Raw genomic sequence first — 25,820 nt, forward strand, 5'->3', positions numbered from 1 at the left:
TTATTTTAGGGGAATAGCGTTTAACAAATATTGAATATCACCATGTGCAGAAGCTTGTAGCAATAGAGATTGCCACACATTGTTTTGAGCGATTTCATAGTCTATCTCAGCGCGCTGTAGGGTATAAAGCGCTTGAGTGAAATCAACTAAGTTGCTCAATCCATTATCGTATAAAGCTTTCTGCTGTTTAAAAGCAACTTCTGCTGCTTCTAATTGAATCTTAGACTGTGTCCATACAGCCTGAGCATTAGCATACTTCTCTTTGGTCAAAGTAATTTGGTTAGCCAATTCTTTGTCCATTTGTAAGAACTCATGCTCATAGCTCTTTGTGATGTATTCTTGTTGTTTACGCTTATATGTCGTTCTAAAAAAGTTAGATACATTCCATGTTAATTGAAGACCTACTAAGTAATTTCCTCTATCAATTCCTACTCCCTTGCCATAAGCAGTAGAGTAAGCACTATTATCCTGTACATAGTTGTAGTCAAAGCCAGATCCTCTACCTTGTAATACTCCGAAGCCGTTAAGTGTAGGTAAACTTCCCTTAGTCACTAAGCGCTCCATTGATTCACTCTGTGCTATTTTACTCTCTTGTAGTAACAACATAGGATGTTGGTCTCTACTCTTTACCTCCTCCTCTAATATCTGTGGTTTATCTAATACAAAGACATCGTCTAACTGATACAGTTTAGTATCCTCGTCTAATAAAACAGCTAACTGTTTATTAAACTCTATTTCTTTGTCATAAGCCTTGATATGTAGTGCTTCTGCATTAGCTACCTCAGCCATTGCTAGACGCTCATCTACTTGAGGTAATAAGCCACTCTTAGCCTTAGCAGCTGTAACTTCATGGAATACTTTAGCGCGTTCTAAATTCTTTTGTTGCACATATTTAATACGCTGCGTTGCTAATAGGTTCAAGTACGTAGCACTTACTTTTACTTGTTGTTGGAAAACCTCTTGTTCTAAATCCTTAAGATTAACCTCCTGTTGAGCCTTTGCCATAGTTATTCCCTCCTTTGTTTTTCCAAAAGAAAAGATGTTCCAATTGACATTGGCAAAATACAATGAACCAAAAGCAGCATTCCAATTCTGTTCTGCTAAAGGCATAGATGTGGCTGCCGAACCTAATCCTCCATAGGCGTATAAAGGACCGTTCTGCGCGTTAATGGTACCATAACTCTGTTGAGCACCGAATGTTAAGTCTGGAAAGTAATTTCCTTTTTGATTGGTAGTATTTTCTTGAGAAGCAGCAAGTCTCGCTTCTTTGACCTTGATTAGGTCATATCGTTCTATAGCCTGTTTTAAGGCAGCATCTAATTTTAGTTCTTGACCATACATAGACGCTGTACCCAATAGGACAAACAGTGCTATCCTATTAATTTTCATGTGAAATGTTGTGATTAATTATACAATATTAATGGGGCCTATTACTGAAATAATAGGAATATTAATAGGGTATAAAAATCATATTCTATAGACGCAATTCTTTATATACAGAGGCACTTGTCTGACCTTGTACACATAATTTGCATAAGTAGTATAGTTGTTCTCTTTTACAGCAGGAATAAAATCGTATACCGCACCGAAGTAACGGTGTAGTATCGCATCTGTAAAGAAATTTAATTTTAAAACTTTAAGTGAACTATTTTGAACTTCTGACTTTACCTTTACAACTTCTACTTTTTCTTCGCAGCAGTTTTTCTTAGGTTCTTTTACCGTCTTTCCTTTTAGAGTACAGAAACCACAGTTATTTTCATCAGCTTGAGATGTAGACATACTCGTCTGCTGCACTAATCCTCTACAGATGTGCTGATATGTACTAAAGCCTGAAGCCAGTGCTGTGTACAAAAGTGCGAATAATATGACGAATAGTTTTTTCATAATCTCAGGGTCAAAAGTACTACTCTGAGTAATAGGAGTTGTTATACCATTTTGTATAGTTGTTGTATAATTTTTGGATTTAATACTTTTTAAGAAACTTACACACCCCTTATGACTACACAGTTTCTTAATCTTTTGCTAATAGAAAGAGATTGATATATCTACCTAGAATATTTAGTCGCTAAATCGCTTGCAACGACAACACGCTTTGGACTACCCAACTATTTAAAAACTGGTCTATAAGTACATACCTATTTTACTAGACATTTGCCCCATAATTTTAAAAAACAAAAGTACTTATGACAACAACTAACACAGGGGTGACTAAACAACAAGTAGCGCTTAAAAACACAACAGCAACATTAGTAAAAGCAACATTAGAACACCTAGAAGATGCTTCTATGCTATTCGATATGTACCGCGTATTCTACAGACAAGAATCTGATTACGAAAGAGGAAAAAAGTTCTTACAAGACCGATTATCTAATGATCAGTCTCATATCTTCCTAGCATATGTAGATGGTCAAGCAGTTGGGTTTGTTCAGTTATACGAGTTATTCCACTATATCAAGCTAGAGAAACAATGGTTGTTAAGTGACTTATTTGTTCATCCAGAGTACAGAGGTATTGGATTATCTGTAGCTATTATTGACAGAGCAAAACAATGGTGTGATGAAACAAATGCTTGTGGGCTTATGTTAGAAACAGAAAAAACTAATGATATTGGTAATACACTTTACCCTCGTTGTGGTTTTGTATATGATGGAGGACATAACTATTACTATTGGTGGAAGTAAGCTTATAGCACACTTTATATCGGATTTAAACAAAAAAGGTATTCTTACGAATACCTTTTTTCTATTTCATATAACCGTTATGTTTAAATATCTCTTTTGCTTTTTCATAAAATTCTAGTTGATTAGCAGATTGATTAGGCAGTGTAAATCTTCTCACCTTACGCTTGCCTTCACTATCCTTAAAGCGAATATCAAAGCCTACTGTATTACTATAAGATCGCTTGACTAATTCTACTTCTATAATATCCTTTTTATCTATTGCGTTGACATTAGACAAATCCTTATTTGTATAACTACTATAGATCAGATACAACATGATTGCTATAGGAATTAACGCGTAATAAACACTTACATAAATATAAGTCAAGACAGCGATACCTAACATCAAGACAGCAATAAACTGAATCCACTTATAGAAACCATCCTCTTTACCTAATACGATAGCTTTCTTATGTGTGATATTACCATCATGAGTAAAGACTAGCTTTTCACTTGGTTCAATAATTAAGTGACAATATTCATTCTTTCCCTTAATTACCGCTTGGCGAATAGCAGACTTATCTACAACTTTACTCTTTAGTTTATAACGATAACAACTCACGTGTTCCTCTAACTCCTCAATATCATCTCCTAGAATATCTCCTATCTTCTTCCAAATCAATTCTGAAACATCGCTAATATCTCCTTCTATCGCTAGCTTCTCTCCTTCATCAACTAATATGCGACCTCCACTAGTCATCAGTGTGCGCTTTTCTACATCTCCCTCACAGTACATCATCTTATAAGTCTTCATAGATTCAGATAGCGTAAATGTAAGTACTTTAGTCTCTTTGACTTTTAGAGCTTTATCACACTTATCTTGTGCTATGAATAGTAAAGTTCCTTTATCCGTATAGCATATATCGCAATATCCTTCATCGGTATTACCTGCAGATGCTTCTTCAAAAGAGATCTCCTTAATCAACTCTAACTCCATATTGGCCTGTTTCTGTAACAGATCAAAGGAGTTTTTATAATTCTTCCCTATAGCAATGCCTGATAAACTGTAGCTCATAACTAGGATTATTTGTTATTTTACTGTGCTTTATTTTCTATACTAAAATTACATTGTTTTTAGATACAAAACACTGATACTTATAACAATTTGTAAAAAAGATTAGACAATTTCATTGTCCTGATTAAAGACAGTATTTCTATACTGCTGCCCCCAGACCATAATCTCATCTATCACTTTCTCTAGCGTTCTTCCATATTCCGTCAGCTCATATTCTACTGTAATTGGTTTAGTGTTAACTACAGTGCGACTAATCAGAAGATTTGCTTCAAGATCTTGAAGTTCTTTAGACAACATTTTAGTACCTATCCCATCTACCTCTCTCATTAAATCCATATACCTCATCTTACCTCCATATAGCAGTGTACCGATGATATACACCTTCCACTTACCTGATAAGAGGCTCATCGTGTCCTTTATAGCTACTATTCTCCTTTGGCATTGAGTACTACTATTCATTACCTCCTTTTTCTTCATCTCTTATCTATTTTTAAGTACCCTAAAGTTACATATTTCTACCCTACTGTACAAAAGGGAACTAGTTCCCTAAAGGAAAGCAATACCTCTCTCCCTATTTAATAGCAGTAGCTTTGTCTCAAATAATAAAACAATGAAAAGTAACAAAATTATATTCTGGGTATCTACTGTACTATTCTCTTTATTTATGCTATTTAGTGCATATAACTATATCTCATCAGAAGAGATGAAAGGAGCTTTCGTACATTTAGGTTTTCCAGATTACTTTAGAATCGAACTAGCCATAGCTAAGACATTAGGAGCTATAGTATTATTACTCCCTTTCTTACCTTCGACAGTAAGAGGCTTCGCTTATGCTGGCTTTACGATTAATATAATTTCAGCTGCTGTAGCCCATTTGGCCATAGGTGAGCCCATTTCATCTTTAGGCTTTGTGCTATTCGCTGGTGTCCTATTAGGACTGTCTTATTGGAGTTCTCTAAAACTAGAGAATAAGTAAGAATAAAATGTAAAAAATCAGGCTAAGTAAATTGTACTTAGCCTGATTTTTACTTTTTTGTCTTGATAAAGTCTGCGCGAGCAGAGTATGTGTGAAAGTAAAAAAAAAGTCAAGGCTATAACCTAGCTAATGCCATAAGATCGCTTCGCAAGATTATTTCGATTAATTAGTTTACTTATGAAATGCTTCGTAAAGACTATTTCTATTGATTAGTTTACGTATAAAATGCTCTGAAAGAAGAAGTGTTTTATAAATTCAATGCTCTCTTAATTTATAATATAAGACTACAGTATAATGACTACTCCCGAGTTTTACTAAGTTCCCATCCTACAATCAATTGTTTTCTCTCCGGTCCCCACATATAACCACCTAGTAGCCCGGTCTGTTGTATCACACGATGACATGGTATTAGTACCGCAATAGGATTGCGACCTATAGCTGTACCTACAGCTCTACTAGCACCTGCATTACCTAAGTCATTCGCTATTTTTCCATATGTGGTTAATTCACCCATAGGAACTTGTAGCAAGGCTTCCCATACTTTCAATTGAAAGGCTGTACCCTTTAAGTGAAGTTTGATCTCACCTAAATCACCTTGTCTATTGAGTACTTCACTGACTGCTCTATGTACCTCTTTTTCTTCTTCTAATAAAGTTGCATTAGGAAAATCGTGATATACTCTGTCTAATCCTGTAGTATGTTCAGACACAAAGGCAATATGACAAACTCCCTTAGCAGTAGAAGCTACAACGACACGCCCAAATAACGTATCCCAATAACTATAAGATATCGTCAAGGCTGCACCTCCATTAGCATATTCATTAGGAGTCATCCCCTCTATAGACACAAACATATCGTGTAAACGACTACTACTGCTCAGTCCTACCTCATCTGCAAGTTCAAATAAACTACCTACTGATTTCTCTTGTAACAGATACTTGGCATAGTTAAGTGTAATATATCTCAAGAACTGCTTAGGGCTACTACCTACCCATTCTGTAAATAATCGTTGAAAGTGAAAGTCGCTTAATCCCACAGCACTAGCGATCTCTGATAGACTAGGTTGTCTGTATTGATTAGCCACGATATAGGCTATCGCTTCTCTTGCTTTTTCATATTGTCTATTTACTTCCATCTTTGCCTTGTATTAAATAACATTACAAAGAAATACATTCTAACTACTTCCTGCAATCCATTTCTTGCTGTTATGGAATTATTGTTTTAGGATGGTTAATATCCATAACCATTATCATACACAGTATATCCACAATTGCAATTCACCTCTACATAAACGCAAATCATGTAATCAAATGCCGTAGGCAAACACGAAATCACAAAAAAACAAAATCACGAAAAAAAAGCGTTATCTTTGCACTGTAATTCACTTTGAATCAACTCTTTCTATTGAGTAATTCTTTTAATATTCAAAGTAGTACTTTCTACCTATTCAAAAGTTAAAAACACTAACTTTTTTAAAAAACACAATCACATTTTAACAGTTGTTTTAACGCTCTAAAAAAGACAAAATCCGAGTATTCATGCGGTATCGTCCAAGCATTGTTCGGGAAGTGTTCGGAAACACCCCCTATCTTGCGAAGAGTTTCTGAAGCGTTCCCGAACAACACTCGAACAAATCCCTATAAACCTACGTAATCACTGCGTTTCAAGAGACCACAAAACTCACAATAAACACTTATTTGTTAAAAATTTAACAAGAAGTAAATAATTCTAATTAACACTTATTTTAACAATTTAACTCTTGCACTTCTTATAGTATTCAAACAATAATACAATACTAAAAATAGCTATCACTACTAGAAGCTATCGTATTCATTGAGAAGGTAGTAGTACATTATTGTTCTCTACTTTACCATATACTTCAAAAAGAATTAGCTACCCTATCTCTTTCTAACATTATCCGCCAAATATACCTTATACTTCTAATTCACAGTAAATCAAAAAGTTATAAAATACATTAAACTCATCTAATTACTTAAATCATTGCATTAAAACTATTTTAACGTAAAATAATTACGAAAAACATAAAAACTAATTAAACGTTTGTTTAATTTTGTCCTCTCAAAAAAGTAAAAAAGCTATGGCTCTAAGTGACAAACAGAAAGAAATACTACTAATAGCAGAAGAATTGTTCTCTCAAAAAGGGATCGATGGTACTAGCATACGTGAAATTTCTAAAGCTGCTGGTATCAATGTTGCCATGGTCAATTATTACTTTGGGTCAAAGAGTGCTATGGTTTCTGCTTTATTTGAAATTAGGCTTACACGTACACGTGAAAAACTAGTGACGTTAACAGATGATACTAACTTAAACCCTATGGATAAGTTACTAGCATTCGTAGAACATATGATGGCCGTTCAGCTACAGAATGCTGACTTCCACATTATCTTAATGAACCAATTATCTAAGAAAGAAAATGCACCAGAAATAACTGAGGGTATTACACTACTACAACGAGAGATACTTCAGAATATCAATGGCTTTATAGAAGAAGGATATAGCAGTGGCTTGTTTCAAGCTAAACCAGATCCTATCACTTTTGTCATTTTTGCCCTAGGTATTATTAGTTATCTAATACACCACGAACGCACACTGACAAACTACTGGAATATAAATAACCGTGAAGAATACAGTGAACACATCAAACTACATGTGTATCCTTATCTAATACAATCCTTTAAATCAATATTAATCTACAATGAACAGAAGTAATTACATTTTACTTGCTTCATTATTTATTTGTCAAGCATTCGCTCAGACACCTTCTTCAAAAGCACTAACTTTGGACCAGGCCATAGAGTTAAGTTTAAAAAATGGCAAAGAAATAAAAAAAGTAAAAGCTAGTACAGAAGCCTCAAGACTTCAAATCAGTAGCGCTAAAAATATGCGTTACCCCGAACTCGAAGTTTCTGCAACTTACAATCGCCTTTTTAATGGTACTGATGTCAACCTTAAAGTACCCTTACCTCCAGCTAAAGGAGAGAACCAAATGCCTCAAATCACTCCTGAGCATTTGATTATAGCACAAGCCAAAGCGAATATTCCTCTATTCAGTGGCTTTAAAATCACAAACGCTGTTAACCAAAGCAAACAATACTACTCACTTGCTCAGTTAACAGAAGAATCAACTACAGAAGATGTAGTTTACCAAACGATCAACTTATACTTTGCACTGTACAAAACTCAACAGTCCATCGAATTATTAAACGAGAACTTAAAAAGAGCACATCAACGCACTGTTGACTTCAAACAGTTCTTGGACAATGGGTTAATAGCTCGTAACGACTATCTAAGAACTCAACTACAGGAAGCTAACGTAGAGTTATCTCTAGAGGAAATCAAAAACACATTAAAAAACATCAATACACGTCTTAGCACTTTGATTGACTTGCCAGAAGGAGAGTTTATCACTGCTGAGAAAGTTAGTTCTATAGATGTGTTGCCAACTAAGTCTGGTGATATCTCATCGCGCAAAGATCTACAGAGTGTTCAAACAATGGATGAGATTGCTCAAACTGCAGTAAAAATCGCACAAGGTAATTACTTCCCTTCTATTGGTATTACAGGTGGATATGCTGCTTTTCAACTAGATAAAGTAGTAGATATTACTAATGCTACTATGGTAGGTGTTGGGTTAAAATACGATTTGACTCAAATATTCAAAAACAGAGCTGAAGTACACAAAGCAAAAGCTAAAAAAGAAGAAATGGACTATCAAGTACAATTGGTAGAAGATCTAGCTAAAGTAGAAATAGAAGAAGCTTATAATGCTTATGAACTATCTCTAAAAAAGAATGCTGTATTGGCTAAAGCTCTTGTTCAAGCTAATGAGAACTACCGCATCGTAAAAGATAAGTACGACAATGGATTAACAGACACAGACCATCTATTAGAGGCTGATGTACAGCAATTACAGGCTCAGATAGACAATATGTTAGGTCAGTCAGATGAGACTTTGACACTGTATCAATATGCGTACAAAACAGGTAAATTATTAGACAACTTACAATCAAAAAACTAAAATGGAAGCAAATAATAACGACTATAAAAAACCGCTAAACAAAAAATTTATCATTGCTTTAGGGGCTATCATACTATTCGGAGGTGGATATGGTGTGTATAAATATATCCACTCTATGTCTCATGAGACAACTGATGATGCACAAGTAGAAACTAAAATCACTCCTATCGTATCTAAAATACCTGGATATATCAAGAATATCTATGTACAAGATAACCAAACAGTAAAAAAAGGAGATACTCTAATCTCTTTAGACAACACTGAATATGTGATCAAAGTAGAACAGGCTAAAGCTAATTACCAAGCTGCAATAAGTCAATTAAGAGTAGCCGAAGCTGGTCAGAACACTAGTGAATCTACTGTGGTATCTTCTCAAGCTGGAGCTTCTACAGCAATCGCTAATGTAGCTACAGCTAAGGCTAATATAGACGCTGCTAAAACCCAAGTGTGGAGAGCTAAAAATGACTACGAAAGATACAATCGCCTTTACGAGAGTCAATCTATCACTAAACAGCAATATGAGCAAGCTCTAGCTGCTAAAGAAACTGCTGAAAAGCAATTAGTGGTCTTACAAGAACAACTGAAAGCTTCAGAAAAACAAGCTAATGCAGTAGCTCAACAAGTAAATATCAGCAGATCTCAGGCCGTGGCTTCTACTTCTCAGATAGATGCTGCTAAGGCAATGGTAGATCAGGCTAAGGCTAATCTTGACAATGCAGAATTATACTTGTCATACACTGTAATTACAGCTAAAGAAGACGGTCAGATTTCTAAAATCAACCTTCAGATAGGACAATTAATCCAACCTGGACAAGGATTATTCAACACAGTACAAAAAGGGAATATCTGGGTAGTGGCTAACTTTAAAGAGACACAAATGCAGTATATGCGCGAGGGACAATCTGTAAAAATCAAGGTTGATGCATTTCCTAAACACGAGTTTGAGGGAATAATAAACTCTATGTCTCCTGCTACTGGTGCTAAATTTGCTTTACTTCCTCCCGATAATGCTTCTGGTAACTTCGTTAAGACTGTACAACGTATCCCTGTAAAAATTACATTCACTAATCCTAAAGATGAGATGTTAGTACACGTTAAAGCTGGTATGAATGTGGATATCGATGTGAATATTAAAAGCGGACGATAAACGATATAACTATGAGTGAAGAAAGCTTAGTAGAACATGGTTATCGTCGAGTAATCATTACCATTACAGCTATTCTGTGTGCGTTACTAGAGATTGTCGATACGACTATCGTTAACGTAGCTATGAATGACATGAAAGGGAGTATCGGAGTATCACTTACCGATATCGCTTGGGTAGTGACTGCTTATGCTATTGCCAATGTAATAGTAGTGCCGATGACTAGCTGGCTCTCACAACAATTCGGAAGACGTAATTACTTTGCGGCTTCTATTATCATCTTTACTGTTGCTTCTTTTTTATGTGGATATTCCACTACCCTATGGGAGATTATACTTTTCCGTTTTATACAAGGTTTAGGAGGAGGAGCATTACTTGTTACTTCTCAAACAATTATAACAGAGAGTTACCCTGTAGAAAAAAGAGGTGTGGCACAGGCCATTTATGGTATGGGTGTTATTGTGGGACCTACACTTGGACCTCCTTTAGGAGGTTATATAATAGACAATTACTCTTGGCCTTTTATCTTCTATATCAATGTACCTATCGGTATACTTGCTACAGTATTAACAATACTGTATGTAAAAAGTCCGAAGTACGCAGAGAAGAGCAAGCTAAATGAGGTGGATTTCTTGGGAATTATACTACTAGCTATAGCAGTAGGATCACTTCAATATGTATTAGAACACGGTCAACAGGACGATTGGTTTGAGAACAGTACTATTCTGACCTTATCCATTTCGTCTGTATTAGGATTTTTCTTCTTTATCTGGAGAGAATTGACTTGTACTAAACCTATTGTAAACTTACGAGTACTAAAAGACTCTAATCTAGCTATAGGTACGGTATTATCCTTTATACTTGGTTTTGGGTTATACGGTTCTACCTTTATCATTCCTATCTATACACAGTCTATCTTAGGATGGACAGCTACAGATGCTGGGATGTTATTAGTGCCAAGTTCATTAATGACAGCGTTAATGATGCCATTAATCGCTAGAATGTTACAGAGAGGAATTCCTCCGAAGTACTTAGTAGCTACAGGATTCTTAGTATTCTTTATATACAGCTTCTGGGCGCGCAACATACTTACACCAGATACAGGTAGTGAACACTTCTTCTGGCCATTAGTAGTACGTGGAGTTGGTTTAGGACTATTATTTGTACCTATTACTACATTATCTCTGTCTAATCTACGCAATAGAGAAATTGGTGAAGGAGCTGCATTTACAGGTATGATGCGTCAGTTAGGAGGGTCATTTGGTATTGCCTTAATTACGACGTTTATCTCTAGATGGACAGTAAACCACAGATTAGGTTTAGTGAGTCACTTAGATACTGCATCATTAGAAGTACAAAACCGAGTAGCTACATTACAACAGAGTTTTATGGCTAAAGGATTTACTACTGATGAGGCATTGCAGAAGGCTTATACCCTACTTGATTTAGGTGTTACCAAACAAGCTACTGTATTAACCTATATGGATGTGTTTATGTTCTTAGGAGTTTTATTCCTTATCTGTATTCCATTTATCCTGATCCTTATCAAAAAAGGTGCAGGTAAAATTATAGCAGGTGCAGGACATTAATATATTATAAAAGAATAGAGACCCTTTGTGGTCTCTATTCTTTTATTTTAATTAGATACTCAACCTTATAATGAATACAACAAATTAATCTTTCGAAGCATTTTGTTAATGAACTATTCAACCGAAATAACCTTGCGAAGCGACATAACGGCATCAGCTAGTTAACGAGCGTCAAATACTTGAAGATTTTTGAAAACTAGCCAGTGTTTGACCAGGGCCGAGTGTATAAAAATATCCTGTGGATATTTTTAACGAAGGAGCTAGAAGGGGTAATGGCATTTGGCTAGTTTAAAAATTGAAAGTCTATTTGACCGCTAACTAGGTTACAGCCTTGACTTTTTTTGTTACTTTCCCACATACTCTGCTCGCGCAGACTTTATCAAGGCAAAAAAGTAAAAGAATTGAAGAATTAAAAAATTTGCTTTATAGCATTAATATGTTCTTATTCCAAAAGTATAAATGTAAAAGCTGAGCTACTATATAACAAAAAATAGAGACCCTTTGTGGTCTCTATTTTTGTTTCACACTAATGCTGTTTATGTTGTTTTCTATATTGCAAAGGAGTTACTCCTGTTTTCTTTTTAAAGAAACGACCAAAGTAAGACTCTTCTGTAAAGTTCAGGTCTATTGCTATCTGAGATACAGTTGCGTTAGTCTGTATTAATCTTGACTTAGATTCTTCTATCAAATGTTTATGAATAAAGTAACTCGCTGGTTGATTAGAAACTTCTTTCACTACGTCATTTAGATAATGTGGATGTACATTTAGAAGGTCTGCATATTGACTAACTTGCTTGAGTTCTATTGCTTTTTGAGTTACGAGAAGCTGATATTTAGCAACTAATTGTTCCTTTCTAGTTAAGACAAAAGGTGTACTACTAGACTGCTTATTATAGATGCGTTCTGCTTCAATAAGAATGATATTTAAGAACATTCTTACCAATAAGTCATCGTTAAATGTTTCTTTTTGACATTGTTCTTGGTTTAACTTCCAAAACAAATGTCTCATCATCTCTACTTCTCTCTCGTTTAACTTGACAAAAGGAGGCTGATCCATCTGAAAGAAAGGAAAGCTATTTAACTTTATCTGGTGCTTAAGACATAATAGAAAGTAATCTGAATCAAATAGACACATAATTCCCTCTAGGTCTTCTGTCCATTCTTTTATCTGATGTAATTGGTTGTCAGAAATAAAGTACATCGTTTGCTCTTTAAACTGATACTCTCTAGGTCCTATCATTTCGGTTACTTCTCCTTTAGTGATTAAGACCATGCTGTAAAAGCGCTTGCGGGTACGACTTCCTAAAAACAAATCATCTCTCTGTCTCAGATCTGCTAAAGACAGCACTTCCATATAGCCTGCACCTTCTTTATATCGAAGGGTACTACACTCCTCACAACTACTGTCTTCTGGTACTAAAAAGTGTTCTTTAAACTCCTTAATAGTTACTATCTCTCTTATTTCTTTCTCTTTGTCAATCATCCTTTTGTTCTTCTATCTTATTATCATTGATAAGATTAATCCTGCCACATAAAGTCCTATACCGAAAATAGTATGTGTCAATAAACTTCTAATTCTCACTGTCATCGGCTTAGGTGTCTTAGCTCCTGCAATACCAAATCCGAAAGCTGGCTGCATCATAAAGAATGGAAATACTGTAGTGGCAATTCCGATAATTAATACTGGCCAAAGCGTAGGTACACTTGCCCACTCTAAACCATAAAGTATCAATAATACAAAGGCGAAAGTAATACCAATACTGTAATGTGCGATCCATCCTATCGCTCTCTCATACTTAACAGGAGTAGCCTGCATAATATTAGGATGGCTAAATACTCCTTTTGGAAAAGAACCTATCCATCTACCTACTAATGCGTAATCTAAAGAAGGGATATTAAACAACTTCTTATTTAATACTGCATATATATCCATAAATATAGTCGCTCCAATACCTAGTATTAAAGCATAAACTAGTAACAATACAACGTTATCCATTATTAATTCTACTTATTATTATTCTATTCTACTTGATGTACGTGTTTCATAATCTCTTGAGGCGGAACAACTCCTGTCTGACGCCAATAGATATCTCCCCTCTTATTTAATAAAATCATCGTGGGAACTGAACGAACAAAGAACTCATCTTTTAACTCTCTATCGTGATCAATATTAACTCTCACAAAGTCGACATTCTCTCTTATATCACCTTCTATATGATCTAATACTCCTGATAGCATCTTACACGGTGCACACCAATCAGCATAAAACTGTAATAGTATAGGTCTCTCTAAATTGTCGAAGTCTATTGTACTTTCCATATTCTAATTACTTGTTTAAATTAATAATAACGTTGTATAACATAAAAAAACGCTATTATTTTGACATTACAAAACTAATAGCGTTCTCATTTAATATTCTTATTCTAATAGGAGATAAAATAGGACAAAATACAGATAATTATTTTTTACTTCAGTGCTACTCCTAAACGATGTACTTTAGTCAACCACTTCGCTCTCTGACTTTCTTTAGAGTTTCTGACAATACCTATATATGTTACCTTTACAGGAGATACTCCGCAAAACTGTAAAGTAGACTTCTTTAACTGATTTACACTAGGACGGCCATACATCATACGATAGTACCATCCTGGTTGATCTAAAGTAGTGATAATATGTGCTGTTTTTCCTTTCAGCAATTTGTCCCATAACATACTGTTCTCTCTATAGCGATACATGATCCCTGGTAGGAATACTCTATCGATAAATCCTTTAAGCAAAGCTGGTGCTCCGCCCCACCATACTGGGTGAACCCATACTAAATGGTCTGCCCATTTAATATCATCAATGGCTCTTAGCAAGTCTGGTTCTAAGTTCATTCGCTTCTGATAGCCATACTTCAGATTAGCGTCAAACTCCATTTCTGCTAATGTGATATGTCTTATTTCTGCTCCACTAAAAATAGCTCCTTTCACATAAGCTTCTACTACTCCAAAGTTAAAAGCTTCCTTATTGGGATGTCCGTTGATTATTGTTATTTTCTTCATTAGATTTCTTTTATTGTTATAGATGGATAGCCCTGTAGTCCCTTCAATAGCTCTTGTGATTGGTATAACTCATGTGCAAAATACTTACCTGTAGCAATACTCTTATTCATTAAAGCTTCTGTGTGTAATACAGCGGATAGAGCAGTTAATTCAGCTTGGCCTTTATCACTCTTAACCAACACTCTCTTAGCTCCGCTAGTGGCTTTAATAATCACTTCAAATACAGAAACATCTCCATCTCCACTACCTCCAAATACTTTGCGTCTAGTCTTTAATGACATACGTTTAAAGATGCCATACTGTTGCATCCAACCCAATATCTTAGTTACTATTTTTGAATTATAAGTCATCTTGACACTAACCGTAGGTATCTTTTCTATTTGATTTAGGATATATAAATCTGGTGTATCAAAGTTATACATCTGACGATTGCGCAAACCAAATGAAAAACAATAGTTCTCACTGTCTAGAAAGTGTTTAATCTCTACTGTTTGGTTATTTTCATATCTCACAAAAGGAGTGGCTACGTGCTCTGCCATAAAGTGGGCTGAACTCTCGCCTGCTTTGTCTTTTATAGAATAATATACCATTAACTTCACACTGTCAATAGTATCTTTAGATGATACGCTAGACTTAACTAAGCCTGGTACAATACCACCCATCCAACCTGAACCAAATACAATACGGCTATTAAAGGCTGTATAGCTCGTTACTACTTGTAATGCTCTGTTTAATGCAGGCGTAGGTTTGGTAATATCTAAATAATCTATACCATGTTCAATGGCAAAGCGCAATACGTTGTCATCTGTATCATTAACTGATAAGATAATTAAACTGATATGATGAGATAAGACTACCTCTAATGAACTAGGGGTATTTACATCTATTTTGATTTCGCTTTTTAAGTCTTTAGGTGAGCGCGTTCCTACTAATACATTGTAGTTAGGATTTCTATCTTTTAGGATGCGGTGTATAGTACTCCCTACTAATCCTTTGCCTCCGATAATTAAGATGTTGTTCTGCATAGTTGATTTATTTGCAGACAAAACTAATCTAGAGGGTATCCTTAAATACTGGACAAATGTCTAAAAAGTAATTTCTTTTCTGATGCGGCTTAGATGCCTCTGTGTAATTCCTAAATAAGAAGCTAAATATTGTAAAGGTAGATATTGAATGTAGTTAGGATGATTGACAATAAGATTGTTATAGCGCTGCTGTGCAGTCAAGCGTTGAAACTGTATAACGCGTTGCTCTAACTCGAGATACTGTTGCTCTGCTATCATCTTTAAAAAGGTGTTCCACTGTGGTAGTTTTTTGGCTAGTGTATCTAAATCTTTCTTCTGTATGGTCCAGATTACTGTATTCATAATCGCCTGAATACTTTCTATGCTCTTACCTCCTGTAATAAATGCTGAATAAGCTCCTATCAAATCGTCAGGAAAGCGGAAACAATATGTCAATTCACTCCCTTCTTCACTGGTGTAAAATGATCTGAACACTCCTGACTCAATAAAAGCTATTTCTTCACAAGCTTCTCCTTCTCTAACTAAGAAACTATTCTTAGTTAAAACGCGTTTAGCAAATAAAGAGCCTATTGAAGTAATCTCCTCTTCTGTAAATAAATCGAAACGTTTAAAAAATGTATTCAGCATACCTTCTACCATATTTATGGTAAATGTAAACCTATATGAGTAATATCTTATTATTTTTTACTACATTTCGCCATATTTCGACTACAAAACAACATTATTGAAATTTGAAACTTATGAAGAAATTAATTCTATCTGCCTTATTATTGACTGTAGGTTTATCTTTTGCATTGCCAAAGGACAACACTAAGTCTAATGCAGCAACAGGTAAAGTAGCTGTAGAACAAGAGAAAGAGACTTTCTCTAAACCTTATAATGAAGAAGAAGATGCTGATGCTAAACTTACGCAGCTGATCGCTAAAGCTAAGAAAGAAGGTAAAAACGTATTCGTACAAGCGGGTGGTAACTGGTGTATCTGGTGTCTACGTTTTAACGACTTCGTTCAAAAGGATAAAGATATCAAAGCGTTAGTAGATAAAAACTTTGTGTACTACCACTTAAACTATACTACAAAAAACAAGAACGCTAAGGCATTCGAAAAATATGCTCCTGAAGGACAAAAGTTAGGATATCCATTCTTTATCGTTATTAATGGAAAAGGACAAACAACTAAAGTAATCGCTTCTGGTGACTTAGAATCAGGTAAGAGCTATGATGCTGCTAAAGTAAAAAAGATGTTCGCTGAGAACACTCCTAAGAAATAATAACAAAGGCTGTCAATCGACAGCCTTGTTTGTTTTATAACGTTAAGCAATTACTTAATCTGTATAGTCTTTAGGTTAGCAGAGATAGGGATAGCTTTTACTTCTTTATCACTATACATAAATAGCATATCACTTGTCTTTCCTATCATGACACCTTCTAGTATCTCTCCTCCTGCATACTCTATCTTTACGGGCTCTTGTATTAAGGTATTCTTATAGCTTGATCTCCCATAATACTGAGCTGCCATCACTAAGTACCAAATAAATATAACAAAGTGCATTATATGTCTTAAATTCCTATACCATGAATATTGTTCTAAATTGAATATTGATTTACTATAACTATTGGGAAACTTCTTCTTCCAATAAGCATCTCCTTTAAATAATAAATAAGTAAGACAAAGCGTAACAACAGTAAAAACAACTATTTTAAAGTCTGCAAATGGCGCTATCAAAAAGTCAAAAATAGAAGAATAGTCAAAGATATTAATACCGAAGGCATCATACTTATGATAATTAAACAGCATTCCTACACCTATAGCCATTAGATAGGCTAAGGTTAATACAAGCTGTGCTGACTTCAGCACCTTGTTTATAATCTCCTTAATAAGGTTTTCGTTCATAAGTACATATTGATGATGCTACCAATAGAATAGCTATATACTCTCAAATATATACATATTTTTAACAAATAATATCAATATAGCAACAAAAACAACTTATAATTACAAGAATTACTGTCACAAAAAAAGCCACTCCTTGCGAAGTGGCTCAAAATCTAACCAAACTAATAGATGGAGATAGTAAGACTACCTTCGTCCTTCTATAAAAGTTATTTCTAAGATTAGTAATCTTAGTATCCTAAAACGATATATTATTTATCGTAGAATTTATCAAAACGTGCGAACCCAGATATCTTATCAGGTAATGTCATTCCTTTAGTTACCTTATCTGTTTTAAGATCGTAGATCCATACATAGTTACCTTCTTCTGCACTGTTAATTGCCATATATACCTTTTGATCTTGTGTAAAGAATCCTAATTCATAAGGCTCATCTAGTGGTAACTCTGTCAATACTCTTACTACTCTTTTTGTCTCTAAGTCTATAATAGCATACCTAGCATTATAGCTACTTCCTTTAGCTGGATCTCTATATGAAATAATCATCTTATTATCTCCGATATAATCCATTGCCGTCTCGGGTTTTAATCCTCCTAAAGTCTTTGTAAGGTTAATCTCATAAGATCGATCAATTGTCTCTTGTCCTGCTATAATTCTAAACAAGTAGATATCATTATTCTCTGAGTTAGTTCTAGTAAAACAAGAATAGTAGAAACTATTGTTATCTTTAATAAAAGAGGTTCTAAAATAAGGTGATCCACTACTAGCACCGCTACTGCGATTATCTGGTTCTGACTTAATTACTTTAAAGTCGTTATAAGAAATAGTAGCGAAGTTATAGAAGCTAGGATATACCCACTTAGCACTTCTAAAGCTATATTGTAGATAAACTACTCCGTCTATATATGCTGCAGAACCAATTGAATAATATTCATACCCTTGTGGGAAAGGTTCTAAGCCTGTTACATCTCCTTGTTTAATAACTTTAAGAGTTCTAACATCAAATACAGTATAACGAATACGCTCTACATCACTAGTATCTCCAAATACTAATAAAGTATTATCATCTACCCAAGTAAATGCACTTATATCATTGATATATGAGAAAGGTATTTCTAGTTCAGTAACTAACTTATCTTTCGTGTACTTCATTTTCTTAAATACACGTTGATCTGTTTTATAGTTATAGATATATCCGTTCTTTACTATGTATGAGTATGTACCTTTAGAGTTGATCTCATCTCCTTCTCTATTAAGGTTCATTTCTCCTTGTGTAACATCATTAGTAGCTGTGATATAATGAACAGTATTAGGCCAACTTCCTAAAGCTGATAACAAGAAGTATTTATAAGTTTCTTCTCCTTCAAATCCTCCTCCTTGTGAAGGCTCTTTACTACACCCTACAACAGTTAGTAATAATAGAAGAATAGATGTAATTGAATATGATTTAAGTTTCATCTGTAAATGTCTATTTTAAAGAATATCTAAATTTGAAATAAAAAGCTCTACCTTGTTTTTGTAACTTAAAGTTATCATAAGCTAAAGCATTACCAATATTAGTACAGTTCAAAGCAAAGTTGTACTTTCCTTTTGCTACTGAGTAGTTAATACCTACATCGTGTAATGTCTGACGTGGAATAGTAGGTATATTCTTTTTATTACCATAAGACTGCCAGTTTTTATAGAACCACTCTGTGATAGATACTCCATAAGTTAATTCGATACGAGAGTCTTTTTGGAATAAATTGTCTTGTCCAATACTAACATCTATATTACCATATAACCAAGGTTGGTTAGGCACTTCTTTTTTATAAGTTGCAGACTCTACATTATCACTACCATTGGCATACTTCGTATTGTCATAAGCATAGTTATATGTAATATTAGCCATTACATTCACTATATTCTTATACTGATAGTTAAACTCCGCCTCTACTCCTCTAGTGAAGATATTAGATAAATTCTCGTACTTAAATGTACTATTGAATAAGTTTGGTACAGTGTAGATATAATCTTTCGTGTCTCTGATATATCCTGCTGCATCAACACGTACGAAATGATCGTTAAAACGCTGACTGTAATACATTCCAAAGTTGTAGTTATAACTATTCTCTGGACGTAAGTTTAAGTTACTTGTCACTGATATACCATCACCGAAGATTTCTTCTGGTTCTAATAAACGATATGATTTCTCAAAAGAGGCTTTTAAACCAAACTCTTTAGTTATTTTAAAAGTACTTGCTATACCATATCCCCAATCACCACTCTGACTACTCACTAATTTATCTTTACGAGTAGACGAATTAAACACTGTCTTTTCTAAATCTACTAAGTAATATTTAGCAAAGAATACATTAGTCCAACGTCTATCAAACCAATCTTGTTGATAGTTAAACGAGAAGATCTGTTTAGTCATCTTCGTTGGATATACATCATACTTAGACTCGTGAAGTTCGTTATAAGATCTGTTCTTCACATAATCTAACATATGATTAAAGTTCACCTTATGAAAATCTCCTAATCTAAACTCAGTCGTTAATTGAGAGAATACACGGTCTCTGTTTTGTCTACTTAATGAAGGGCTTCCCAACTCACTCGCTGCTGATGGAACATAACTTCCATCCCAACTATATTTGCGCATTAAAGTATCTGTCCCCTTATCTAAACTCTTAGATAAACCTACGTAGTAATTCACATCAAAACGTCCATTTATCAAATCCTTCTTTTTATACTTCAAGAAGTAGTTATTAGCTGATCCGTCTTGATTAACACCTCCATAAACGATATCTTGATTAGACCCTGTCTGTATTTGCTTATCAAAAAGAGAATGTGATACTCCTACAAACAACATATCAGCCCAAGACTTATCTTCTATACCGAACTCAGCCATCACAAACATAGACTTATAACGATCGTTAAAGCGCTTTACATCTCTATATTCATACTTCTCTGCACTTGGGTTATAGATCTTCATATTACGCATTGTATAATCATTGTCTGAATAATTATAGAATGAGTTTAATCTCATAATAATCCCTGTACTCTTATCTTTTAATTGGCCATTAAGGTTAACCTTATGCGTATTAAAAGAACCTGTAGTATAACTAGCATCTAAATAATCTTTAGAGTTACCACTTGTAATAATATCAACTGCACCTCCCATAGCATCTGTACTTAAATGCACTGGTACTACTCCCTTATATATCTCTACGCGTTGAGCCATATTTACAGGTAGCGTGTTCATATCTACTCCTTTTCCTAACATCTCTAATGGTACACCATCGATGAAGAACTTAACTGCCTTACCAGACATTCCGTTTACTGAGAAGTTATAATCTGACCCTACACCACCTTGCTGTCTAACCTTAATACCACTACTTTTGTTTAAGATTTGATTTAAATCAAAAGTACTATTCGCTAGCTTCTTCATATCTACGGCACTTACCGCAAAAGCTTGCTCTTTTAGTGCGTCCACCTTTCCTTTAACACTCACTACCACATCATCTAATACTGATGCTTCGTCTTTCATTACTACAGTCAAAGATTTAGGACTAGAATTGAATTGAACATTGCGGCTTTCTTCTAACAAGCCAACATAACTAAAGATCAGTGTGTGCTGACCTTCCTTGTATTGCAATTCAAACTTACCATCTAGATCAGTTTGAACTCCTGTTGTACTTCCTTTGATTGTAACAGAAACTCCTATCACTGGAGTACTTTGTGAATCTAGAACGATTCCTTTCACTTTACCTACTGTACCTTGAGCACTTAAAAGACTAGGTAACAAAAGCAGTAAGAAGCAGAAAAATATTTCCTTAAACGGTCTCATTATTTAAATTTGTTATAAATAACAAAGGTATTGGCATTGTTAATAAAAACCAAAGAATACAGTACTTTATTTTTAACAAGTCTAATTAATTGACTAATAAAATATATAAATGGTTGTTTTATAAAACATTAGCAATTCAAACAAATCACAGAATAATACAAATCATTACATTGACAGAATATATCAAGTTATTCAATAACAATGTTTTAAATAATTTATACAAGAAGAACTATTACATTTTACTCCATAAAAAAAGCGTAGCCTTATCAGCTACGCTTATATTTTTATCCATTAAGTATTAGTTCTTAATCGATTCATAAATTACTTGTTGAATATCTTCTCTTGTATTTCCCTTAGATAGATTATTTACATTGCTATCTGGGTAAGTACGATTAGACAAGAATACATATACTAAGTCTTTCTCTGGATCTGCCCAAGCCATTGTACCTGTAAATCCAGTATGTCCAAAGCTAGACATAGAAGCACAACCACAAGTAGGTCCTGCTGATCCAGGTTTCTGAGGTTTGTCAAATCCTACTCCTCTTCTACTTCCTTTAGTACAATAAACACATTCGTTAAACGCGTCAAAAGTATTTACTGAGAAGAATCTATCTCCACCATATTCTCCTTTGTTAAGGTATAACTGCATCATCTTAGCCACATCTAAAGCACTACCGAATAATCCTGCATGTCCAGATACTCCACCTTGCATAGCTGCTCCCATATCGTGTACATACCCCTGAACAGTAGTATATCTATAGTAATTGTCTTCTTCTGTAGGTGGAATTACATTGATATCAAACTTGCGTAACGGATTATAAGTCATTCTCCAAGCTCCTATTTTACTGAAATACTCGCTATCTGCTACTTGATCTAATGGTTTGTGATATTTGCTTTCAATGAATTCTTTCATCATTATAAAGCCTAAATCACTATACTTATAATCTTTCTTAGTAGATAAGGTAGATTCTCCTATTTGTTTTAGCATTTCATCTGTATATCCTTTTTTGATATATAAATTCTCTGATACTTGTGTAGGATACTCAGGTGTATAGAAATAACTGTACAGACTAGGATCAGGGCGGTTATTATCTGCTAACGTTCTCTTGTAAAAAGGAATCCAAGCAGTTAACCCTGATTGATGTGTCAATAAATCTCTGAACGTAATATCTTCTTTATCTGTATGCTTCATAGCTGGTACTAACTGTCCTAGCTTAGAATCCATTCTTACTTTATGCTCATCATACATCTTAACTAATACAGGTAAAGTTCCTAAAATTTTAGTCAATGAAGCTAAGTCATATATATCTGTATTCTGTACTGTTGTCTTCTTATCATAGGTATGATATCCAAATGATTTCTGATAAACTACTTTACCGTGACGAGCTACTAAAACCTGAATACCTGGTGTATATCTCTTATCTATGGCACGCTGAGCAATAGCGTCTATCTTAGACAATACATTAGGATCCATTCCTTCGTTAGCTGCAGTAGAGAATCCTAAACGATTGATCGCTTTGGTATGAATACCTGTTCCTACTGTAAAGTTTTTATTAATCGATACAGGCAATTTTCCTTTCCCTTCAATTGCTCCAAAAATAACTTGTGCTGCTGCCTCTTGAGCAAACTTATTGTTTTGATATCCTACGACTAAAGCATTTACTTTATCTAATGGTACAGTCTCTAAAGCATATGGTTTGGCAAATGATACTAATACCGTATTAGTTTTAGCGGATAAGTTTCTAACCATTGCTTTTTCTGCATCAGACATATCGTGCTTACGCCAAGGATTATCAACTTTATGATACCCAATAATCACACTACTATACTGCGATAAATCTCCTAAACTATCAGGTTTCACATCCGTTAATTCAGTTACTTCAGCATAGTTGCGTAACATATTTAAAAAGTCTGCTCCACTATCGTCACCTAATCTCATATAAGCTATCTTTTGCTTCTCTAGATTCTTAAATGGCAACAATCTATCTTCGTTTTTAGCAACAGTCATTGCTTCCTGGTAAAGCTTCTGATTTAAATCGTCATAAACAGGAGCATTTAGGTCTTCTACTAACTTATTCACTTCAATAGGAGTAAATTTAGTTAGACCAGACTTATATTTATAAGCCAATACTTTCTTTACTGAATGTGATAGACGCTCTTCTGTAATATCGCCTGTGTTATAAGATTCTAAGATCTTAGTCAATGCAGTAGGTACATCTTCAGAGAACAACAACAAATCATTTCCTGCTTTAAAAGCTGCTAGATCCACTTCACCTGGTTTTAAATAATTAGCCGCAGCTTTCATATTTAAAGCGTCTGTAAAGATAAGTCCCTCAAAACCTAATTCTTCTTTTAAAAGCTTTGTAACAATGTTATAAGACAATGAAGTTGGTATATCGTTAGGTTCGTATGCAGGCAAGTTTAAATGCGCAATCATAACACTCGATAACCCTTCTTCAAATAGTTTCTTATAAGGGTATAGCTCAACTCTGTTTAATCTACCTTTATCAAAGTCAATAACTGGTAATTTGTGATGTGAGTCAGTAGAAGTATCTCCGTGTCCTGGAAAGTGTTTTCCTGTTGCGAAAATATTCTGACTCTGGTATCCTTTAGTAAATGCACTAGCTCGTTCTGTTACTATTTCTCTAGTCTCTCCAAATGAGCGTACACCAATAATAGGGTTCTTAGGATTAATATTAATATCTAATACTGGCCCGAAATTAAATTGCATGCCTAGACGCTTTGTCTGTAACGCCATGGCTACCCCTACACGTTCGATCAAGTCTAAATCTTGAACAGCACCTAAAGTCATATTAAAAGGGAAGCGATAAGTATCATCTAACCTCATATTAAGTCCCCATTCTCCATCAATACCTACTAACATAGGTACACTACTTAATGCCTGTAGACGATTAGTCATATTCGCTTGGCGTACTGGTCCTCCCTGAAAAAAGATCAATCCACCTATATGTTGTTCTTGTACTAGCTTTTCTAAACTCTGTACGTGAGCTTCATTCTTATTAGAATAAGCAGCCACCATAAACAGCTGCCCAATGCGTTCTTCAACACTTAATTTATTATATACACTATCTACCCATTGCGTTTGTCTAGTCACATTTACCTTAGATTGGCCAAATGCACTTGAAGCAATTAAAAGTAGTACAACAGTCAGTCTTTTCATTAGTTTCATTTTAGGTCAAAAAAAAATCACCATCAAAAGTCTATTTGATGATGATTTTGATATCGTAAATGTAATTATTACATTCTATTTAAAAAAGCGTGAATGCCAACTTTCTGAAGCAGGAACTTCCCAAAATTCTCTAAATTCACCTAAATCATTAACTAAATTATTGAAAACAATAGTATTAGCTGATACAGATTTTGACTTTACTAAATCTTTAAATTCAATTAAAGTTTTAAAAGCAATGAATTCACCTGTTTTATAAGTCACATTCATCTTATCTAATAGATCAACGCTATAACGTTGTTCTATATCTTGTATTACGCGTACAGATGCATCAATAGAACATCCTGAAGCAGGATGAATATCTTGATCTACTGCTAATACAATAAAACGGTTGTAGAATATTTTATAAGAAGCTTCCAACGGTGTAGCGTGGGCAGCCCACTCTGCTACGAAAGCTGAAAGATCCTTATCTATATCTTGAACCTCTTCATCTGAGAACTTGCGATTAGATTGGTAAATCCAAACTCTCGAATGATCAGGCATTTCTTCAAATGGTTTATACATAATTTTATAAATCTTCTGCGTTTGCAATTAACTCAGCTACGTCTAACACTTTTACTGAGCTTTCTTTTTCTTTGAATTTAACTCCATCTGTAAGCATTGTATTACAGAATGGACATCCTGCAGCGATAATCTCTGCATTTGTTCCTATAGCTTCTTCTGTACGCTCTACGTGCACTTCTTTAGTTCCGTGTTCTGGTTCTTTAAAAAGTTGTGCTCCTCCAGCTCCACAGCAGAAACCATTTTGTCTAGAACGCTTCATTTCCACAAGCTCTGCGTCTAGCTTTTCAATCAATTGACGAGGTGCTTCGTAAACTTGGTTAGCACGTCCTAAATAACAAGGATCATGGAAAGTAATTCTCTTTCCTTTAAACTGACCACCTTCTATAGTTAAACGTCCATCGTCTAATAAAGATTTAAGGAATTGAGTGTGGTGAACCACTTCGTACTTTCCTCCTAAATCAGGGTATTCATTTTTCAGTGTATTAAAACAGTGAGGACAAGCAGTAACAATTTTCTTTACTTCATACCCATCTAAAACTTGGATATTCATCATTGCTTGCATTTGGAATGCAAACTCGTTACCTGCTCTTTTTGCTGGATCACCAGTACATCCTTCTTCTGTACCAAGTACTGCAAATGAAACGTTAGCTCTATTTAATATCTTTACGAATGCTTTTGTAATCTTTTTTGCTCTATCGTCAAAACTTCCTGAACAACCAACCCAGAATAAAACTTCTGGTTGTTCTCCTCTTGCCATCATTTCGGCCATGGTAGGCACAACTAAATTTGCTGACATA

The 25,820-nt window shown here is 34.6% G+C and carries 24 protein-coding genes; 7 read left to right on the forward strand and 17 right to left on the reverse strand.

Annotation, left to right across the window (positions count from 1 at the left end; translation table 11 throughout):
- Nucleotides 1–1,389 carry a TolC family protein gene (locus tag BMX53_RS09415; protein ID WP_074745965.1) on the reverse strand — a complete coding sequence of 463 codons (1,389 nt, stop codon included), beginning with the start codon at nucleotides 1,387–1,389 and terminating at the stop codon, nucleotides 1–3.
- A gap of 78 nt (nucleotides 1,390–1,467) precedes the next feature.
- Nucleotides 1,468–1,884, reverse strand: coding sequence for an HYC_CC_PP family protein (locus BMX53_RS09420; protein ID WP_038987868.1), 417 nt, complete (start codon nucleotides 1,882–1,884; stop codon nucleotides 1,468–1,470).
- 299 nt (nucleotides 1,885–2,183) lie between these two features.
- On the opposite strand from BMX53_RS09420, the gene BMX53_RS09425 reads away from it, so the two are divergent.
- Complete coding sequence (locus BMX53_RS09425; RefSeq protein WP_038987869.1) at nucleotides 2,184–2,681, forward strand: GNAT family N-acetyltransferase; 498 nt, start codon at nucleotides 2,184–2,186, stop codon at nucleotides 2,679–2,681.
- A gap of 61 nt (nucleotides 2,682–2,742) precedes the next feature.
- On the opposite strand, the gene BMX53_RS19250 is transcribed toward BMX53_RS09425, so the two are convergent.
- Together BMX53_RS19250 and BMX53_RS09435 are read right to left on the reverse strand one after the other, a co-directional pair.
- On the reverse strand, nucleotides 2,743–3,735 hold the full coding sequence (locus tag BMX53_RS19250) for a hypothetical protein (protein ID WP_244154491.1): 993 nt from the start codon (nucleotides 3,733–3,735) through the stop codon (nucleotides 2,743–2,745).
- A gap of 102 nt (nucleotides 3,736–3,837) precedes the next feature.
- Complete coding sequence (locus BMX53_RS09435) at nucleotides 3,838–4,212, reverse strand: winged helix-turn-helix transcriptional regulator (RefSeq protein ID WP_074745967.1); 375 nt, start codon at nucleotides 4,210–4,212, stop codon at nucleotides 3,838–3,840.
- A gap of 133 nt (nucleotides 4,213–4,345) precedes the next feature.
- On the opposite strand from BMX53_RS09435, the gene BMX53_RS09440 reads away from it, so the two are divergent.
- A complete protein-coding gene (locus BMX53_RS09440; RefSeq protein ID WP_038987871.1) occupies nucleotides 4,346–4,711 on the forward strand; it encodes a DoxX family protein in 366 nt (121 codons plus the stop codon).
- Nucleotides 4,712–5,009: 298 nt separating this feature from the next.
- Here the strand turns inward: BMX53_RS09440 and BMX53_RS09445 are convergent, their stop codons facing one another.
- Nucleotides 5,010–5,846 carry a bifunctional transcriptional activator/DNA repair enzyme AdaA gene (locus tag BMX53_RS09445; protein WP_074745969.1) on the reverse strand — a complete coding sequence of 279 codons (837 nt, stop codon included), beginning with the start codon at nucleotides 5,844–5,846 and terminating at the stop codon, nucleotides 5,010–5,012.
- A 963-nt stretch (nucleotides 5,847–6,809) separates the two neighbouring features.
- On the opposite strand from BMX53_RS09445, the gene BMX53_RS09450 reads away from it, so the two are divergent.
- Genes BMX53_RS09450 through BMX53_RS09465 form a run of 4 tightly spaced genes read left to right on the forward strand, consistent with a single transcriptional unit; the run spans nucleotide 6,810 to nucleotide 11,484 of the window.
- Nucleotides 6,810–7,442, forward strand: coding sequence for a TetR/AcrR family transcriptional regulator (locus BMX53_RS09450; protein ID WP_038987873.1), 633 nt, complete (start codon nucleotides 6,810–6,812; stop codon nucleotides 7,440–7,442).
- On the forward strand, nucleotides 7,429–8,751 hold the full coding sequence (locus BMX53_RS09455) for a TolC family protein (RefSeq protein ID WP_074745970.1): 1,323 nt from the start codon (nucleotides 7,429–7,431) through the stop codon (nucleotides 8,749–8,751). The genes BMX53_RS09450 and BMX53_RS09455 overlap by 14 nt, the downstream gene beginning before the upstream one ends.
- Nucleotide 8,752: 1 nt before the next feature.
- A complete protein-coding gene (locus tag BMX53_RS09460) occupies nucleotides 8,753–9,898 on the forward strand; it encodes an HlyD family secretion protein (RefSeq protein ID WP_038987875.1) in 1,146 nt (381 codons plus the stop codon).
- Nucleotides 9,899–9,909: 11 nt separating this feature from the next.
- The gene (locus BMX53_RS09465; protein WP_074745972.1) at nucleotides 9,910–11,484 is read left to right on the forward strand and encodes a DHA2 family efflux MFS transporter permease subunit; all 1,575 of its coding nucleotides are present in this window, start codon (nucleotides 9,910–9,912) and stop codon (nucleotides 11,482–11,484) included.
- 526 nt (nucleotides 11,485–12,010) lie between these two features.
- On the opposite strand, the gene BMX53_RS09470 is transcribed toward BMX53_RS09465, so the two are convergent.
- The 6 genes from BMX53_RS09470 to BMX53_RS09490 form a co-directional block, all read right to left on the reverse strand.
- Nucleotides 12,011–12,967: an AraC family transcriptional regulator gene (locus tag BMX53_RS09470; RefSeq protein WP_063175900.1), complete on the reverse strand. Its 957-nt coding sequence runs from the start codon at nucleotides 12,965–12,967 to the stop codon at nucleotides 12,011–12,013.
- A gap of 12 nt (nucleotides 12,968–12,979) precedes the next feature.
- The gene (locus tag BMX53_RS18925; protein ID WP_063175901.1) at nucleotides 12,980–13,480 is read right to left on the reverse strand and encodes a DUF2938 domain-containing protein; all 501 of its coding nucleotides are present in this window, start codon (nucleotides 13,478–13,480) and stop codon (nucleotides 12,980–12,982) included.
- A 23-nt stretch (nucleotides 13,481–13,503) separates the two neighbouring features.
- Complete coding sequence (locus BMX53_RS09475) at nucleotides 13,504–13,803, reverse strand: thioredoxin family protein (RefSeq protein ID WP_063175902.1); 300 nt, start codon at nucleotides 13,801–13,803, stop codon at nucleotides 13,504–13,506.
- Nucleotides 13,804–13,949: 146 nt separating this feature from the next.
- Nucleotides 13,950–14,528: an NAD(P)H-dependent oxidoreductase gene (locus BMX53_RS09480; protein ID WP_074745974.1), complete on the reverse strand. Its 579-nt coding sequence runs from the start codon at nucleotides 14,526–14,528 to the stop codon at nucleotides 13,950–13,952.
- Complete coding sequence (locus BMX53_RS09485; RefSeq protein WP_074745976.1) at nucleotides 14,528–15,553, reverse strand: saccharopine dehydrogenase NADP-binding domain-containing protein; 1,026 nt, start codon at nucleotides 15,551–15,553, stop codon at nucleotides 14,528–14,530. Before BMX53_RS09485 ends, BMX53_RS09480 begins: the two co-directional genes overlap by 1 nt.
- Nucleotides 15,554–15,613: 60 nt before the next feature.
- Nucleotides 15,614–16,180 (reverse strand): Crp/Fnr family transcriptional regulator, encoded by a 567-nt coding sequence (locus BMX53_RS09490; RefSeq protein ID WP_074746012.1) that lies wholly within the window; start codon nucleotides 16,178–16,180, stop codon nucleotides 15,614–15,616.
- A 113-nt stretch (nucleotides 16,181–16,293) separates the two neighbouring features.
- Between BMX53_RS09490 and BMX53_RS09495 the strand changes: the two genes are divergently transcribed.
- A complete protein-coding gene (locus BMX53_RS09495; protein ID WP_038987888.1) occupies nucleotides 16,294–16,821 on the forward strand; it encodes a thioredoxin family protein in 528 nt (175 codons plus the stop codon).
- 50 nt (nucleotides 16,822–16,871) lie between these two features.
- On the opposite strand, the gene BMX53_RS09500 is transcribed toward BMX53_RS09495, so the two are convergent.
- The 6 genes from BMX53_RS09500 to BMX53_RS09525 form a co-directional block, all read right to left on the reverse strand.
- Nucleotides 16,872–17,444, reverse strand: a complete 573-nt coding sequence (locus BMX53_RS09500; protein WP_063175905.1) for a hypothetical protein — start codon at nucleotides 17,442–17,444, stop codon at nucleotides 16,872–16,874.
- A gap of 251 nt (nucleotides 17,445–17,695) precedes the next feature.
- Entirely contained in the window at nucleotides 17,696–18,901 is a 1,206-nt protein-coding gene (locus BMX53_RS09505) for a hypothetical protein (protein ID WP_038987890.1), read from the reverse strand.
- Between the two features lie 10 nt (nucleotides 18,902–18,911).
- Nucleotides 18,912–21,272 (reverse strand): TonB-dependent receptor, encoded by a 2,361-nt coding sequence (locus BMX53_RS09510; RefSeq protein ID WP_038987891.1) that lies wholly within the window; start codon nucleotides 21,270–21,272, stop codon nucleotides 18,912–18,914.
- A gap of 298 nt (nucleotides 21,273–21,570) precedes the next feature.
- Nucleotides 21,571–24,453 carry a serine hydrolase domain-containing protein gene (locus BMX53_RS09515; protein WP_063175944.1) on the reverse strand — a complete coding sequence of 961 codons (2,883 nt, stop codon included), beginning with the start codon at nucleotides 24,451–24,453 and terminating at the stop codon, nucleotides 21,571–21,573.
- A gap of 84 nt (nucleotides 24,454–24,537) precedes the next feature.
- Complete coding sequence (locus tag BMX53_RS09520) at nucleotides 24,538–25,023, reverse strand: hypothetical protein (RefSeq protein WP_038987892.1); 486 nt, start codon at nucleotides 25,021–25,023, stop codon at nucleotides 24,538–24,540.
- Between the two features lie 4 nt (nucleotides 25,024–25,027).
- A complete protein-coding gene (locus tag BMX53_RS09525; protein WP_038987893.1) occupies nucleotides 25,028–25,819 on the reverse strand; it encodes a (Fe-S)-binding protein in 792 nt (263 codons plus the stop codon).
- Nucleotide 25,820: the final 1 nt, after the last annotated feature.

The sequence above is a fragment of the Myroides marinus genome (assembly GCF_900109075.1).
Classification (GTDB): Bacteria; Bacteroidota; Bacteroidia; order Flavobacteriales; family Flavobacteriaceae; genus Flavobacterium; species Flavobacterium marinum_A.

Excerpts from the sequence above, each read along its gene's own strand:
- BMX53_RS09515 (WP_063175944.1), bottom strand. The coding sequence starts at position 24,453 with ATGAAAAGACTGACTGTTGTACTACTTTTAATTGCTTCAAGTGCATTT.
- BMX53_RS09505 (WP_038987890.1), bottom strand. The coding sequence starts at position 18,901 with ATGAAACTTAAATCATATTCAATTACATCTATTCTTCTATTATTACTA.
- BMX53_RS09460 (WP_038987875.1), top strand. The coding sequence starts at position 8,753 with ATGGAAGCAAATAATAACGACTATAAAAAACCGCTAAACAAAAAATTT.
- BMX53_RS09520 (WP_038987892.1), bottom strand. The coding sequence starts at position 25,023 with ATGTATAAACCATTTGAAGAAATGCCTGATCATTCGAGAGTTTGGATT.
- BMX53_RS09455 (WP_074745970.1), top strand. The coding sequence starts at position 7,429 with ATGAACAGAAGTAATTACATTTTACTTGCTTCATTATTTATTTGTCAA.
- BMX53_RS09440 (WP_038987871.1), top strand. The coding sequence starts at position 4,346 with ATGAAAAGTAACAAAATTATATTCTGGGTATCTACTGTACTATTCTCT.
- BMX53_RS19250 (WP_244154491.1), bottom strand. The coding sequence starts at position 3,735 with ATGAGCTACAGTTTATCAGGCATTGCTATAGGGAAGAATTATAAAAAC.
- BMX53_RS09435 (WP_074745967.1), bottom strand. The coding sequence starts at position 4,212 with ATGAAGAAAAAGGAGGTAATGAATAGTAGTACTCAATGCCAAAGGAGA.
- BMX53_RS09420 (WP_038987868.1), bottom strand. The coding sequence starts at position 1,884 with ATGAAAAAACTATTCGTCATATTATTCGCACTTTTGTACACAGCACTG.
- BMX53_RS09500 (WP_063175905.1), bottom strand. The coding sequence starts at position 17,444 with ATGAACGAAAACCTTATTAAGGAGATTATAAACAAGGTGCTGAAGTCA.
- BMX53_RS09465 (WP_074745972.1), top strand. The coding sequence starts at position 9,910 with ATGAGTGAAGAAAGCTTAGTAGAACATGGTTATCGTCGAGTAATCATT.
- BMX53_RS09450 (WP_038987873.1), top strand. The coding sequence starts at position 6,810 with ATGGCTCTAAGTGACAAACAGAAAGAAATACTACTAATAGCAGAAGAA.
- BMX53_RS09510 (WP_038987891.1), bottom strand. The coding sequence starts at position 21,272 with ATGAGACCGTTTAAGGAAATATTTTTCTGCTTCTTACTGCTTTTGTTA.
- BMX53_RS09525 (WP_038987893.1), bottom strand. The coding sequence starts at position 25,819 with ATGTCAGCAAATTTAGTTGTGCCTACCATGGCCGAAATGATGGCAAGA.
- BMX53_RS18925 (WP_063175901.1), bottom strand. The coding sequence starts at position 13,480 with ATGGATAACGTTGTATTGTTACTAGTTTATGCTTTAATACTAGGTATT.
- BMX53_RS09490 (WP_074746012.1), bottom strand. The coding sequence starts at position 16,180 with ATGCTGAATACATTTTTTAAACGTTTCGATTTATTTACAGAAGAGGAG.
- BMX53_RS09445 (WP_074745969.1), bottom strand. The coding sequence starts at position 5,846 with ATGGAAGTAAATAGACAATATGAAAAAGCAAGAGAAGCGATAGCCTAT.
- BMX53_RS09475 (WP_063175902.1), bottom strand. The coding sequence starts at position 13,803 with ATGGAAAGTACAATAGACTTCGACAATTTAGAGAGACCTATACTATTA.
- BMX53_RS09485 (WP_074745976.1), bottom strand. The coding sequence starts at position 15,553 with ATGCAGAACAACATCTTAATTATCGGAGGCAAAGGATTAGTAGGGAGT.
- BMX53_RS09470 (WP_063175900.1), bottom strand. The coding sequence starts at position 12,967 with ATGATTGACAAAGAGAAAGAAATAAGAGAGATAGTAACTATTAAGGAG.
- BMX53_RS09495 (WP_038987888.1), top strand. The coding sequence starts at position 16,294 with ATGAAGAAATTAATTCTATCTGCCTTATTATTGACTGTAGGTTTATCT.
- BMX53_RS09480 (WP_074745974.1), bottom strand. The coding sequence starts at position 14,528 with ATGAAGAAAATAACAATAATCAACGGACATCCCAATAAGGAAGCTTTT.
- BMX53_RS09425 (WP_038987869.1), top strand. The coding sequence starts at position 2,184 with ATGACAACAACTAACACAGGGGTGACTAAACAACAAGTAGCGCTTAAA.
- BMX53_RS09415 (WP_074745965.1), bottom strand. The coding sequence starts at position 1,389 with ATGAAAATTAATAGGATAGCACTGTTTGTCCTATTGGGTACAGCGTCT.